At 44.3% G+C, this 13,109-nt stretch carries 12 protein-coding genes; 3 read left to right on the top strand and 9 right to left on the bottom strand.

Annotated elements, in window-relative coordinates; translation table 11 throughout:
- Window positions 1–53: 53 nt before the first annotated feature.
- From FFM74_RS04570 to FFM74_RS04560, 3 genes are all read right to left on the bottom strand, one after another.
- Window positions 54–596, bottom strand: coding sequence for an acetyl-CoA carboxylase biotin carboxyl carrier protein (locus FFM74_RS04570; RefSeq protein WP_137625453.1), 543 nt, complete (start codon window positions 594–596; stop codon window positions 54–56).
- Between the two features lie 99 nt (window positions 597–695).
- Window positions 696–1,016 carry a hypothetical protein gene (locus tag FFM74_RS04565; protein WP_223877159.1) on the bottom strand — a complete coding sequence of 107 codons (321 nt, stop codon included), beginning with the start codon at window positions 1,014–1,016 and terminating at the stop codon, window positions 696–698.
- 151 nt (window positions 1,017–1,167) lie between these two features.
- The gene (locus tag FFM74_RS04560) at window positions 1,168–1,638 is read right to left on the bottom strand and encodes an RrF2 family transcriptional regulator (RefSeq protein WP_137625452.1); all 471 of its coding nucleotides are present in this window, start codon (window positions 1,636–1,638) and stop codon (window positions 1,168–1,170) included.
- A gap of 110 nt (window positions 1,639–1,748) precedes the next feature.
- Here FFM74_RS04560 and FFM74_RS04555 point away from each other — a divergent pair, with 110 nt between their 5' ends.
- Both FFM74_RS04555 and FFM74_RS04550 read left to right on the top strand, forming a co-directional pair.
- The gene (locus FFM74_RS04555) at window positions 1,749–2,945 is read left to right on the top strand and encodes a DUF2075 domain-containing protein (RefSeq protein ID WP_137625451.1); all 1,197 of its coding nucleotides are present in this window, start codon (window positions 1,749–1,751) and stop codon (window positions 2,943–2,945) included.
- Between the two features lie 96 nt (window positions 2,946–3,041).
- Entirely contained in the window at window positions 3,042–3,551 is a 510-nt protein-coding gene (locus FFM74_RS04550) for a YbhB/YbcL family Raf kinase inhibitor-like protein (protein ID WP_137625450.1), read from the top strand.
- 135 nt (window positions 3,552–3,686) lie between these two features.
- Here FFM74_RS04550 and FFM74_RS04545 read toward each other — a convergent pair whose 3' ends face one another.
- A complete protein-coding gene (locus FFM74_RS04545) occupies window positions 3,687–4,304 on the bottom strand; it encodes a CPBP family intramembrane glutamic endopeptidase (protein ID WP_171000653.1) in 618 nt (205 codons plus the stop codon).
- A gap of 289 nt (window positions 4,305–4,593) precedes the next feature.
- Between FFM74_RS04545 and FFM74_RS04540 the strand changes: the two genes are divergently transcribed.
- On the top strand, window positions 4,594–5,505 hold the full coding sequence (locus FFM74_RS04540; protein WP_137625448.1) for a hypothetical protein: 912 nt from the start codon (window positions 4,594–4,596) through the stop codon (window positions 5,503–5,505).
- Between the two features lie 124 nt (window positions 5,506–5,629).
- On the opposite strand, the gene FFM74_RS04535 is transcribed toward FFM74_RS04540, so the two are convergent.
- From FFM74_RS04535 to FFM74_RS04515, 5 genes are all read right to left on the bottom strand, one after another.
- Entirely contained in the window at window positions 5,630–7,681 is a 2,052-nt protein-coding gene (locus FFM74_RS04535; protein WP_137625447.1) for a beta-galactosidase, read from the bottom strand.
- 11 nt (window positions 7,682–7,692) lie between these two features.
- On the bottom strand, window positions 7,693–9,927 hold the full coding sequence (locus tag FFM74_RS04530) for an alpha-galactosidase (RefSeq protein ID WP_137625531.1): 2,235 nt from the start codon (window positions 9,925–9,927) through the stop codon (window positions 7,693–7,695).
- Window positions 9,928–10,079: 152 nt separating this feature from the next.
- Window positions 10,080–10,532: a DUF3284 domain-containing protein gene (locus tag FFM74_RS04525; RefSeq protein ID WP_137625446.1), complete on the bottom strand. Its 453-nt coding sequence runs from the start codon at window positions 10,530–10,532 to the stop codon at window positions 10,080–10,082.
- A 26-nt stretch (window positions 10,533–10,558) separates the two neighbouring features.
- Window positions 10,559–11,860: a PTS sugar transporter subunit IIC gene (locus tag FFM74_RS04520; protein ID WP_137625445.1), complete on the bottom strand. Its 1,302-nt coding sequence runs from the start codon at window positions 11,858–11,860 to the stop codon at window positions 10,559–10,561.
- A 92-nt stretch (window positions 11,861–11,952) separates the two neighbouring features.
- Window positions 11,953–12,978, bottom strand: a complete 1,026-nt coding sequence (locus tag FFM74_RS04515) for a LacI family DNA-binding transcriptional regulator (protein ID WP_137625530.1) — start codon at window positions 12,976–12,978, stop codon at window positions 11,953–11,955.
- Window positions 12,979–13,109 lie beyond the last annotated feature (131 nt).

The raw sequence follows: 13,109 nt of genomic DNA, 5'->3' as shown, positions 1-13,109 counted from the left end.
AGATGTCGCAACTAGCAGATTATGATCAAGCCTGATAAGGGCATTCGCTTAGTTTAAATATCACTAGGATTATCAGGAATCAATTGAATCAAGGGTTGCCCGAAATTGACTTCATCACCATTTTTAGCGAGTAAGGCTTTGACTTGACCAGATTGTTTGGCAACGACTGGCCGCATCATTTGCATGGCTTGAATCAAGCCAACCTGTTGTCCAACGCTGACCTGATCGCCAACACTGACATAAGGTGCTTCTTCTGATGAATGGGCTTGATAAAAGATTCCAACCACCGGCGCCGTGATACAAGTGTCGGGGTCAATTTCAACTTCTTCAGGCGCAGGCGTCGCGGTGCTAATTGGTGTCGGTTCAACAGTTGGTGCAACTGGTGTTTCGACAATTGGCTCCGGCTTAGGGGCAACTGGCGCGGTAGTTGAAGCCGGTGCATTTGGGATCGGCGTTGGCTGCATGTTAACAACTGGCTTGCTCCCATGGCCCTTTTTGCCCATTTGAATTTCAAATTCTTGGTCACGGTATTCAAAATTAGTTAATGTACTCTGTTCAAACTTATCCATTAATTGATAAATCTTATTTAATTCCATCAAACAACCCTCCAGATAGATTACACTTTTCATTATACTGCCAAGTGTATCGCAGGATTGTTGTGGAAATGTGAAGCCTTGATTAAGAATTTCTCAATATTAAGCCGATGCCAAGCCCTGTGCGGCAGTAACGACCTTAAATAAAAATAATGGTGCCGGCGACTTTCCAGCAGTGGCATAGCGCAATACCGCGTCAACATGATCTAACTGCATCAGTCGATTATCCAATTGCCATAACTCGCGTTGATAGTAGTCATGACAGTATTGCACCAGATTAGTCAAAAAGTTGCCAATGGCTTCATTCACAGTATCACCACGCCCATCAACGCCCCAGAAATCAGCCGATTCCAACCAGAAGCGTTGCTCCGATAATTCGCGGTAATGCCCTTCTTCATGAATTAATACTAATCGTGGTTCCATTGCCAGTCCCCCTTTGAATCATCCAACAACATTTAATGTCATAAAAGATAACATCATTTGGCGGCACTGACAATCCTAAACCGGCAAGCCGTTTGAAATTAAGGTTCTTAACCCAATCTGCCTTAGATTTCAATCAACTCAGGACTTTTGATTAAGATTCTAAACCACGTTCTTTTGCTAAAAAAGTCCCATGGTGGGTAATGTCTTGTTGTAACTCCGCCATCGTAAATTGATGGTAGTAGGCGCGATACTGACGATCGGCAACAGTGAATAAATCCGTCAACGTTTCGCTGATATTGGCCGCAATGGGTGACCCCGTTGCTTCATCATCAGTGCCAGAATGCCCGGTAATAAAGCGCGCATAACTCAATGTTGGTGGAATCGTTAAATCGTAAAGATCGCCTAAGTTTATTTCAGTTAATTTTTTTTCAAGCTGATAACCACCATTTTTACCAACAGTCCCAACTAAATAACCTTGCTTATGTAAGACAGATAAAATATTACGGATCATGACGGGGTTTAACTGCAACGATTGTGCCAGCTCACGACTGGACACTTTATTGGGCCGGTGTGCATCTAAATACAACAAACTATGCACGGCCACGGAAAAATCAAGTTTCATAAAATCCCCTGCTCTCCTCAGATTAGTTAATTTCATTTTACCACCAGCTGTAAGGATTATCATTTCAATAAGCCATCAACTAAGTTATAATGCGTCTCAGGGGGCTTTTGATGACAACTGAATTAAGCGCAGCGACCTTTAAGCTAGCGGATAAAGCCGCTTTGTCGCCCGCACAACAACAATTGGAAACTACTTTACTAACCTTCATCCGTGAGCATCGCAATGGCCCAAAAACCGGCTTATTCGTGATTCACGGTGATGCAGGAACCGGTAAGAGTGCCGTGCTTGCGGCTGCTTTCAGCCAATTACAGGCTTTAAGCCGCAGTAAAACACCCAATGACCTACAAGGTACCGAGAATTATTTGGTCGTTAATCATAATGAAATGTTGAAAATTTATAAGCGTCTCGCCGGCGATGAGCCAGATTTGCGTAAAAAGGATTTTCAAAAGCCAACGCCGTTAATTAACCGACTCGCTAAAACGAACAAGCAGGCCGATGTCGTCTTTGTTGATGAAGCCCACTTGTTGCTCACACAACCGGACCGTTACAATAAGTTTACCGAGCAAAACCAACTCACTGAACTGATTAAACACAGCCGCGTCGTGGTCCTAGTTTTCGATCCCCATCAAGTCTTGAAACTAAAAAGTTATTGGCAAAATACTGATTTAGCGCCATTTTTGGCACAGTATCCACATCAAAGCTTTAACTTGGACGACCAGTTTCGCGTCACCGGTAACGCCGACGTTGTGAATTGGATCGACCAATTTACACAAGGACAGTTATTACCTAAACCACACGACGATCAGTTTGACTTCCGAATTTTTGCAGACGGGCAGCCAATGTACGACCTCATTCGGCAACGCGATCATGCCGTTAGTCTATCAAGATTAGTTGCCACCGCTGACTTTCCATATGTCGTTAATCACGGCACTTGGTATGTCACCGCCGGCACGCTTAAATTACCTTGGGACAAAGTTAACCTAACCGATGATCCTTGGGCGTTACGGCCAGAAACCCTCAACGAAGTCGGTTCCATCTATACGATTCAAGGGTTCGATTTAAATTATGCGGGCGTAATTCTCGGACCATCCGTGGGCTATGATGTCGAAACTGCCTCCATTGTGGTTCACCCTGACCGCTACGAAGATCAAGAGGCCTTCAAGAAACGCGACGATTTGGGCAACTTAACCCCCTTACAGACGAAAATTATTTTTAATTCAATTAATGTTTTAATGAAGCGTGGTCGCTATGGGTTATATTTATACGCAGTTGACCCCGTCCTACGTCAACACTTATTAGCGTTATAATACAGTTAACAACACTAAATCGCTTGCGTACACTAGTTTGTAACCAAACAAAATGATTATTACTAGTATCGTTAACGATAAGGAGGAACACTTAAAATGAAAGTTTCAATTCCAACCGAAAACGGTGTGCTGGCAGCAAAATATGCCAAACAAGCCGCACCAGAATTACAACTTAAGCGCCATCCAATCATCTCATTTCCGATTCATATTGAAGATGTTCCCGCAGCCGCCAAAAGCTTAGCCTTCGTCTTTTATGACGATGACGCCATTCCGGTCAGTGGTTTCACTTGGATTCATTGGACTGCCGCCAATTTGCCAGTTGGGACGACTGACATTCCAGAAAACGCGAGCCGACTTGGCAGCATTTCAATGGTTCAAGGCAATAATTCGACGGCCGGTGGTTATGTCGGCGAAACTGACCCCACCCTCACGCAACATTATGTTGGCCCCTATCCGCCAAATAAAGACCACGATTATACCTTTAAACTGTATGCTTTAGACACCGAATTAGACTTAAAACCGGGTTACTGGCTAAATGATTTTTATAAAGCTAGTCAAGGACATGTGCTGACCACTGCAAAAACTGTAGTTATTGGGAAGAAATAGCGACTCATTCAAAACAACCGCCACCAAATTAATTGGTGGCGGTTGTTTTATGCATCATAGGAATTTATATCGAAAGCGACTGGACGATCACGATGAAAAATTGTGCGAATTAAGTCTCAAAGTACCCGTCGAATTTTAAAATAAGATAACTAGCATAACGATAATGTTAGCTAAACCATGGGACAAAATAGCCATTTTGATATCCTTGGTTTGTTGATAGACAATCGCGTAACCAAGGCCAGAAACAAGTAGTTCAACCGTTTGCATGGAAAAGCCATATCCGTGTGCAAAGCTAAAAATCAATGCAGTAAGCATAATTGAAGCTATGGGTGGCAGTCGCCGCAAGATGCCACCTTGTAAAGCTCCTTGAAATAGGATCTCTTCTAATATTGGAGACACTAAGAACAGCGTTATCAGCAATATTAAGCGTAACGGGGAATGAAATGCAGCAATAATATCCTCATTATTGGAAGCGACAAAGTGGGATATTAACGATTGAATAAGTTGTGACAGGACCGCAGCTAGGCTAGCAATTGAGAAACCTTTTATCGAAATAGGCATGAAAAAATTCAGTTTATTATTAACAAATCTGCTAAACCAAGTTACTAAGGGAAAGATAATTGCAGTGGAAACCAACAATAATATGGCGTGTCCCATGATATTAATCTTATTTCCTTCATTAGGCCAAGCTAGTTCTGACAGGGTAGGAATTTGTACGACCAAAAAAAGCAGTGCAAAAAGTGCCGCTTGCATACCAAGTTTACAAATCTTGTTGAAGCTAGACATTTTTTCACCACCTATTTTTAATCTCTTGAAATTTATTTAATATTATCTGACAGTTAATCGTTAAAAATACTTTTCTAATATATCATAGTAACGATTTAGCACCAAGCAAGCCGTAAAACGGTTAAGTCGTTTATGATATATTTTAATTATATAAAATAACATACAACTCGAATATTTCGCTTAATTCGTGTTATAATCAAAAACATTGTCTTTCAATTTATGACTCAAAATCCATTAAGGAGGATCTTGGTACTTTATGCATTTAGAGAAAATAACCGTACGCGACTATCTCGTTGGCTTTGCGTTTGTCCTGTTAATGGTTGGTATCGCGACTTGGTTGCATGATTATGAAATTATCTTACCCGAAATCGCGGCACTCACCTCTGGCATGTGGATCTATCAAAAAAGCGATTGGCTTAATCAACCACTCAAAATATTTCTGGCACCATCAGGTACAGCGGTTATCGGTTTTGTCGTTAACCGGCTACCTTTGAACTATCCAGAAAAAGTGGTCGTTACCTTGTTGCTCATCCTACTTCTACTGCGAGGCTTACACTCAACCCTGGCACCTTCGTTTGCAACTGGACTGCTACCAATCATCGTCAATGCCACCCATTGGTCTTTCATTATTGCCATCTTTGCTTTTACACTGACCTTAATGGGTGTCGTGTTATACCGCGGGTTACATCATGGCTTGCCGGCAAACACAAAACTGAGTACCCACCAGATGCTTGTTTTTCTTGTGGCAGGGATTTTATGGACTGGACTTGTTTGGGCCACAGGCAATCCACAAATGGCGGCCATTCCCCCAGTATTAGTCGTCTTCTTTGAAGCACTACAACAACCAAGTTACAGTGGCAAAATGGCGCTCAAACACATCATTGCGTTGAGTAGTGCCGCCACAATTGGGGTGCTCATTCACTTAGTCATGGCTTCATGGTTATTAACAACACTAATCAGTCTGCCACTTATTTTCATCTTATTAGCGGCCTTACAGCTGAAATTGCCCGCAGCCTATGCTTTTCCGTTGCTAGCACTTGTTTTGCCAACGCCTATGTTCACCCATTTGCCATTGGCGGCGTTGCTAGCTGCCAGCTTCTTTATGGGTACCGTCTTTATTGTCAAACAAGTTGCTAATCGCATTCATGTTATTACCGAAGATGATTAGTTGCCAAAGTACCAGCAAGTTACCACACATTTTGTCGGTAACTTGCTGGTACTTTATTTTTAAGCTGGAAAACACTAGCTTCCGGCCACTAAGCCGAACAGTCCAGTGCTACGAATGCAATTAGCTATGCTTTTTCTCTTAAAACCATGACCCCATATTTTGCTAAGGTTACTGTCTTTTCGACCGGCGTTCCCGTCAATAAATCCAGCGTTGACCGCTGAAGTTTCACAGTCTGCGGCGTTTCCGAAAAGTTCATTAAGAAATGATATTGATAACCATTTTGATAACGCGTCTGACAAGAAACCTCGTAGCTTGGTGCAATCACAAATGAATTAGCGAGCTGCAATTTAGCAATAATTTTCGCATAAAAGGCTGTTAAGAAATCACGATCCATGCGCGCGGCTAAATAATAAGCAGTTCCTTGCTGATAATGGTGTTGCGTTACAGCTGGTGTTGCTTGATAAAAATTATCCGTATAGGTTGCTAAAACATTAGCCGTCTCAGCTTCAATCACTTCGTCATAATCATGCGTCGGATAAACATTTGACCCATAATGGACATGGTAGTGTTCGCCCGGTAACAAGGTGTCTAACTCACGACGTTTAATTCCAAACAACTCCCGCAATGGGGTTGGCAGACCGCCCAACAGAACACGGTCATCCTCATCGACCATCCCACTGAAGTAACTGGAAACGAGGGTCCCACCTTGTGCGACATACGCTTGTAAGGCCTGCATCGTCGCTGGTCGTTGCAAATACAGCATTGGGGCAACCACCAGTTTATATCGGCTTAAATCAGCATCCGGGGTCACAATGTCACAAGCAATGTCTTGACCCCAGAAAATGGCATAGTGCTTTTGCAAGGTCTGAATGCCTAAGCGGGTCGGCCGACCGAAACCGCCTCCCCGATCAAATGCCCATTGACTCTCCCAATCAAAGATAATCGCCACACGGACGTCCTTAGTAGCCCCTTTTATCTCGGCCAACTTTTCTAGTTGTGCACCATACGTCGCAACTTCTTGAAAGACCCGATTATCAGCGGTACCGTCATGCCCAATCACCGCGCCATGAAACTTTTCTGAATTGCCTTGGGCCTGACGAATTTGAAAATAAAGCGTGCTATCGGACCCATGTGCGAGCTGTTGAAATGAGCTTAAAATGTGCATTCCCGGCTGCTTAGCCTTATTATATTGGGCCCAATTAACATAACTAGGTGTCGATTCCATGACCAAAAATGGCTGATGCTTGAGTGACCAAAATTGATCATGAATATAGGCCGTCTTCATCGCCGTTTCAGCCACCGTTTCGTAATTATTATGCCATTCGGGATAACTGTCCCAACTCACCACATCAACGGCTTTAGCAAACTTACTATAATCTAAGCCGACCATCGGCGTATATTGCTGATTAGCCGGGCCATCCGCCATAAAGTTCGTCGTGATGGGAATGTTCGGTGTCAGCTCGCGCAACGGTTGGATCTCTTGCTGATAAAAATCAATAGTCATCGCCGTCACAAAGCGTTTCCAATCCAAATCCATCCCATGGACCTTCGTTTCACCGAGTGGCGATGGTGGTAAAACTTGCGACCAATCACTATACAAGCCGCTCCACACGCTCAAGCACCAAGCCCGATTAAGCGCATCTAGACTGGAATATTTTCGTTGCAGCCATCGCCGCCAATTGGACTGACACAGATTGCAATAACACTCCCCTGAGTATTCGTTAGAAGCGTGCCACATGAGTAATGTCGGATTTTGGCCGTAACGTTCAGCCAACTTCGTATTGATTTGCCGTACTTTTTCGCGATACACCGGCGACGAATAGCAGTGATTATGGCGGAAGCCATGGGTATGTCGTCGACCATTTTCATCGACGCGATTGACTTCCGGATATTTTTGACTTAGCCAATGTGGCCGGGCCCCACTCGGCGTCGCTAAGATGACGTGACCATGGATCTTCGCCATTTCAGCGAAAACTCGGTCGAGCCAACCAAAATTATAGACGCCCTCAGTCGGTTCTTCTAGTGCCCAAGAAAAGACCCCGACCGTGACCGTATTAATATGTGCTTGTTGCATTAATTTCAAATCTTGTTTTAGAATTTCCGGATGATCTAGCCATTGGTCAGGGTTATAATCCCCACCATGTAAAAATCCGGGGGTTGCTGCCAATTTATTCATTATTATTCACCTTAATCAACTGCGACTAAATGATACAGTTGTGACTGAAAATCGCCCCGTAATTCAGCAGTGTCGGCATTCGCGCCGTTAAATTGATACGGTTCTCGTAAGCCGAACTGTTGTAAGATCTGTCCACTCACGATCGGGCCATCATCAATTTGATAATGCCGATTAACAGCGACATTTGGCAATTTCAAATAGTTTAGCACGCTCGTATTGGGCGTGGCTAACTTCCGATAAAAGCCTACAAACAACTCGGATTGGTCCGCATTGGCAACACTCCATGCGACCGTATTAGCGTCAGGATCTAAGGACTGTAACTGTTGAAAATGACCATTAACTAATAGTTCCCGATGTTGTTGATAAAAGTCAATATTGGCTTTTATCGCCGCAAGTTCTGGGGCAGGTAGCTTGGTAATATCTAACTCATAACCTAAGGGGCCAAAGTCTGCCACGTTTTGCCGCATTTTCAACGGCGTCATCCGCCCGACTTGATCATTTGGCACGGCTGAAACATGATTACTAAAAGCCGACAGTGGATAGGCTAACGTGGTGCCCGACAAAATTGAGAGGCGTTCAACAGCGTCACTATCATCACTAGGCCACATTTGGGGACTGTAAAACAGCATACCGAGGTCAAAGCGACCCCCACCACCGGCACAACCTTCAATCAACAAATCCGGAAAATCGGTCAAGATCCGTTGATACAAGTCATAGACGCCTAAAATATAGCGATGGAAGAATTCGGTCTGCGGTAAACCTTGTGCCGCTAGATATGGCGAGTAAGCTTCCGTAATATTCCGATTCATGTCCCATTTAATAAAATCAAGTTGGGCAGCTTCGATCACGGGCTTGATTTGCGCATAGATGGCCGTGACCACGGCCGGATTCGCAAAATCGAGCACGTACTGGCCGCGACCGATTGCCGTCCGGGGATAGGGATGGCGAACGACCCAATCCGGATGATCACGATACAGCGGCGTATCTGGTGAAACCATCTCAGGTTCAAACCACAGTCCCATTTGCAAACCCAAATCGTGAATCTGTTGGGCAAAATGACCCATGCCATGCGGAAACTTGCGGTGATCAACCCGCCAATCGCCTAAGGAAGTGCGATCGGAATCACGGTGGCCGAACCAACCATCATCGACCACGAAACATTCCATACCAAGTTGCTTGGCTTGTTGTGCCAAGGTCAATAGCTTCGTTTCATCAAAGTTAAAATACGTCGCTTCCCAATTATTAAACACGATTGGCCGCGGTCGGCGCTGCCACTGACGGTCGGCAATCTGTTGTTGCGCGACTGCTTGCGTTTCGGCCATTAGCCCATTGAGCCCGTCCGCACTGTAATATAGCAAGGCTTCGGGTGTGCTAAACGTGGCGGCTGGTGCCAGTTGCCAGCCAAAATAAGCCGGACTGATCCCAGTCATCAACCGGGGCTTGTGCCATTCATTAACTTCTACCTGGCTTAAAAAGTTTCCTGAATAAATTAAATTGCTCGCGTAAACGTCACCGGTCGTTAAACTACGACTGCGCGTTAAAGCAATAAACGGATTATGTTGATGGCCAGAAGCACCTTTTAGTGATTCGACGGCGACCGTCCCCTGCGCTAAATTATGATACTTCACGTGACGTTCCTTGAGCCAAGCGCCGGCCAAATTGACCATTTCAAACTGATCATCCGGCAATTCTAACACCGCACTCATCATATTTTGAATCATGACCGAACTAGCCCCGAGGTTTGTTAGCGTGCTTCTCCGGGCGATGACTCCATGGGCCCGAAAAATCGTATAATAAGTCACTAATTTCAATTGATGAACCTGATCAACTAAAGTAATTGCTAATTCTTGAGCTTCCTGATTACCGACTGCATAAGTCGCCGGTTGTGCCAACGACCGTGGCTTCGTATCTGTAATTGTATAGCTTTGATAACTAAAATCTAAATACCAGGGGTCGTTATCAGCATAAACGTCCAAAGCGCCGCGCCGAAAATCCGACGAACCATAGACCGGGTACTCTTGCGCCCGGTCAGCCAAATTAAAGTTACCCGTCGTCGGCGAATACTTCACCGTCCCCGCCGATTTGCTCGCCTGTGCTCGTAAATAGTCGAGCTCCGTCGTCGTTAATGATCCTAACGCTTTACCATAATATAAATGACCCAACTGCCCATTTTCCATCACGGTCAAAACGTAACTAATCTTGTCATTATGCAGATGGAAGCTGTGATCATCAATCAACTCAATCATTGTTTCACTTTTCACTTTACTCATCCTTCTCTCGCTTACTCATACCATTACTTGCTAGAAACTAGGCCCGACCACCCGGCATAATTAACGATAAAAGAACTCACACTAATTAGTTACGCAACCTAATTGGGTATGAGTTCTGATCATCAAAATTAATCAGTCGCGGTCTGGGCTAAATTATCGAGATAGGCCATCCGCTTACGGACACCCCGATTATAAAAGAACTTGTAGAGCAGTCCAAACATCATGAAATTGGTTTGACTGCGATTGTTATCAAAAACATTTTGTTCAGAATAAGCTAAGACCGCTTGGCCCCGCCGATTTTTCATGAACTTGAACGTTTGAATAATACTCCCAGCAGGTTGCTGTGTCTCCAATTGAAACAGTTCATTGGGCACCATATCCTTGACCATCATGTAGTCTTGGACCGGCTGTTTACTCATTTTCGTCTTTAACTGGGCAATGATTTTAGTCCCCGGGCTCAAGGATTTGATGCTGGGGTCCGTCCGTTGAAAATAAGCTAATTGCTCTTGAACCAATACACGATAGATGGCCGCACGATTGGCCTGGTAAGGATATTTATAACTCAACGTATCTGTTCTCATTTGTCGTACCTGCCTTTGCTTAAAAGTTATTCCGTTAAATCATCTTTAGTTGGTGACAATTCTTCTTTGACCCATTCGCGATCCATTGCTTTCAAAAATGGCACCCAAATTAAGGTCATAATGATGACATCGACAATTTGTAAAATGGCCCCACGGATTGATCCAGTTCCTAACCAGCCGGCTAAGAAGATTGGGGTCGTCCAAACCACAGTGGCCCCGATTGGTCGTGGAACTAGCCCAATAGCAATGGCAAAGTATGATACCGTCGTCGAAACTAATGGCGCTAAGATCCATGGCACTAACAAGACTGGGTTTAAGACCACTGGTAAGCCGTAAGTCATTGGTTCTGAAACGTTGAAGATTGCGGGTGCAAAGACCATTTTCATCGTCTTCTTCATCCGAACCGATTTTGCTAGGAAGAACGCCATCACGATGGCACACCCTAATTGCATCCCTTGGTTCACGAACACACCCATGAAAGTCGTATTGATAATATGTGGTAATTGGGTGGCACCAGCTTTATAAGCTTCGTAGTTTTGAATCGCTAAAGCACCCATGATTGGATCGATGATGGAGTTAACCAACAACGTCCCATGAATCCCGAACCACCAGAACAATTGCGTAAAGAAAACGGCAATTAAGACGGCCGGTAAGGTACTCCCTAAGCCCATCAATGGTTGTTGTAAGATTTCATAAACAAAGTCAACCGCGTTACCCCACTTTGTAAAGGTAAACGCATAACGAATAATATTAAATAATAGCAATGGTGCAGCACCAGGGATAATCGCGATAAAGGATTCCGCAATCATTGGTGGCACTGAATCAGGCATCTTAATCGTAATGTTCGCCGCACTAATCTTGCAATAAATTTCAGTCGAAATAATCGCAACTAAGATCCCGACGAACATCCCCTGCGCCCCTAACTTCGAAATAGGGAGAAACGCGCCGGCCTTCGCGTCGTTGCCCACCGGTAGTAACATGATAAAACTAGATAAAGCAATTGCCCCCGCGAAAATCTTTTGCTGACCATAATGACCAGCCAATTGGTAAGCAATCCCGAAAACAATAAAAATAGCGGTAATCGACATCGTGGCATTGCTGACTGGTCCAAAGAAATCCGTTAAGAAGGTGTTAACCCCTTTTGGCACCATCTTATCAAAGCCAAACGTTGTTGGCAGATTTTGAAGAATGACCATAATCGATCCAAACATCGTTGCTGGGAAGGCCACCATGAACCCATCCCGCAAACTCAGCAAATAGCGATTACTCCCAATTGACTGCGAGGCTTTCGACATACTCTCTTGGAATCCAGAGCCAAACTTTTTCATTTATCTCACTCCTATCTTTTAGTTGAAAACGTTTACAAGAATTACTATAACTGTTTAGTGAACGTTTACACAATAGGAAAAATTAAAAAAGTTTAAACCAATTTTTTAACTGATTCACGCAACATTAATTGGCTTCCACAAACTAGATGTAACACCATTTTGTGGGGTTCAATCATCCGGTCACGGGCTAACTTAACCGCCGTTCGCCCCATTTCTTCAGCTTCCATCCGGACACTGGATAATGCTGGCACCAAATACTGGTTCATTTCAACATCATCAAAACTGACGATTGAAATATCTTCGGGAATCCGTAAGCCGGCATTGTTAATCGCCTTATATACTCCCATCGCCATGGGGTCACTTGCGACCACAATCGCGGTTGGCCGCGGCGATTGCGCCAAAATCTGGTGGGTCAGTTGCATCCCATCTTCAGCCGTCCAATGCCCAGTCTTAGCGACTGCTGGTAAATCATGTAATTTCATCCAATTACGATAGCTCACTGCACGGATTTCATTCTCATCACGCACAACGCTGCCATCCGGACGCACAATACTGCTTTCACCCCCAACAAAGGCAATCTTCCGATGTCCATACGCATACAGTTTAGTCAAAATATCGGCCGTCTTTTCTGCAAAATCAGTCCGAATCACATCAACGCCCGCATGCTTCGCATAGCTGTCGACTAAAATTAAATTTGAGTTCAAAGCCGTGATTTTATCAATCGCCGGCTGGGTCATTTCGCCCACCATAATCACGGCCCCAAATTGGCTCAATTGATCCCAATCCTTATCCGAATCACGCATACCAAAGACTTTGACCACGCGCATTCGCCACTTCACCGCTTCATGTTCAATGCCACGACGGATTTCGTGGAAATACGGATCACGCAGTTCTGACTCTAGATTGTGGCGCAAAATCAACCCGATACTCATACTATCGTGATTATAGCGTGGCCCTTTCTTGCTCGCTTCCTTGGAGTAATGCATCCGATTGGCAATTTCAATCACACGTTGCCGGGTATTATCATTGATACTAAAAGTTGGATCATTATTTAAAATACGGGAAACGCTCGCCGGCGAAACCGTCGCCATGCGGGCAATATCACGAATGCTTACCATCATTTTTACCTCCTGTTTTGTTTACTGTTTACACTTTACTACTGCTTTGTTTAAAAAACTAGCCATTATTTGTAAGCGCTTTTAAAGTTTTGAATTGGTTTACTTGTTAAGCCACTATGAATCGCCAAAAA

The organism is Lactiplantibacillus pingfangensis, assembly GCF_005404945.1.
GTDB classification, from domain to species: Bacteria; Bacillota; Bacilli; order Lactobacillales; family Lactobacillaceae; genus Lactiplantibacillus; species Lactiplantibacillus pingfangensis.
This window is presented reverse-complemented; position numbering and strand designations above follow the sequence as displayed.

Coding starts and splice junctions, on each gene's coding strand:
- FFM74_RS04560 (WP_137625452.1), bottom strand. CDS start 1,638: ATGAAACTTGATTTTTCCGTGGCCGTGCATAGTTTGTTGTATTTAGAT.
- FFM74_RS04555 (WP_137625451.1), top strand. CDS start 1,749: ATGACAACTGAATTAAGCGCAGCGACCTTTAAGCTAGCGGATAAAGCC.
- FFM74_RS04565 (WP_223877159.1), bottom strand. CDS start 1,016: ATGGAACCACGATTAGTATTAATTCATGAAGAAGGGCATTACCGCGAA.
- FFM74_RS04520 (WP_137625445.1), bottom strand. CDS start 11,860: ATGAAAAAGTTTGGCTCTGGATTCCAAGAGAGTATGTCGAAAGCCTCG.
- FFM74_RS04525 (WP_137625446.1), bottom strand. CDS start 10,532: ATGAGAACAGATACGTTGAGTTATAAATATCCTTACCAGGCCAATCGT.
- FFM74_RS04570 (WP_137625453.1), bottom strand. CDS start 596: ATGGAATTAAATAAGATTTATCAATTAATGGATAAGTTTGAACAGAGT.
- FFM74_RS04540 (WP_137625448.1), top strand. CDS start 4,594: ATGCATTTAGAGAAAATAACCGTACGCGACTATCTCGTTGGCTTTGCG.
- FFM74_RS04530 (WP_137625531.1), bottom strand. CDS start 9,927: ATGATTGAGTTGATTGATGATCACAGCTTCCATCTGCATAATGACAAG.
- FFM74_RS04515 (WP_137625530.1), bottom strand. CDS start 12,978: ATGGTAAGCATTCGTGATATTGCCCGCATGGCGACGGTTTCGCCGGCG.
- FFM74_RS04535 (WP_137625447.1), bottom strand. CDS start 7,681: ATGAATAAATTGGCAGCAACCCCCGGATTTTTACATGGTGGGGATTAT.
- FFM74_RS04545 (WP_171000653.1), bottom strand. CDS start 4,304: ATGCAAGCGGCACTTTTTGCACTGCTTTTTTTGGTCGTACAAATTCCT.
- FFM74_RS04550 (WP_137625450.1), top strand. CDS start 3,042: ATGAAAGTTTCAATTCCAACCGAAAACGGTGTGCTGGCAGCAAAATAT.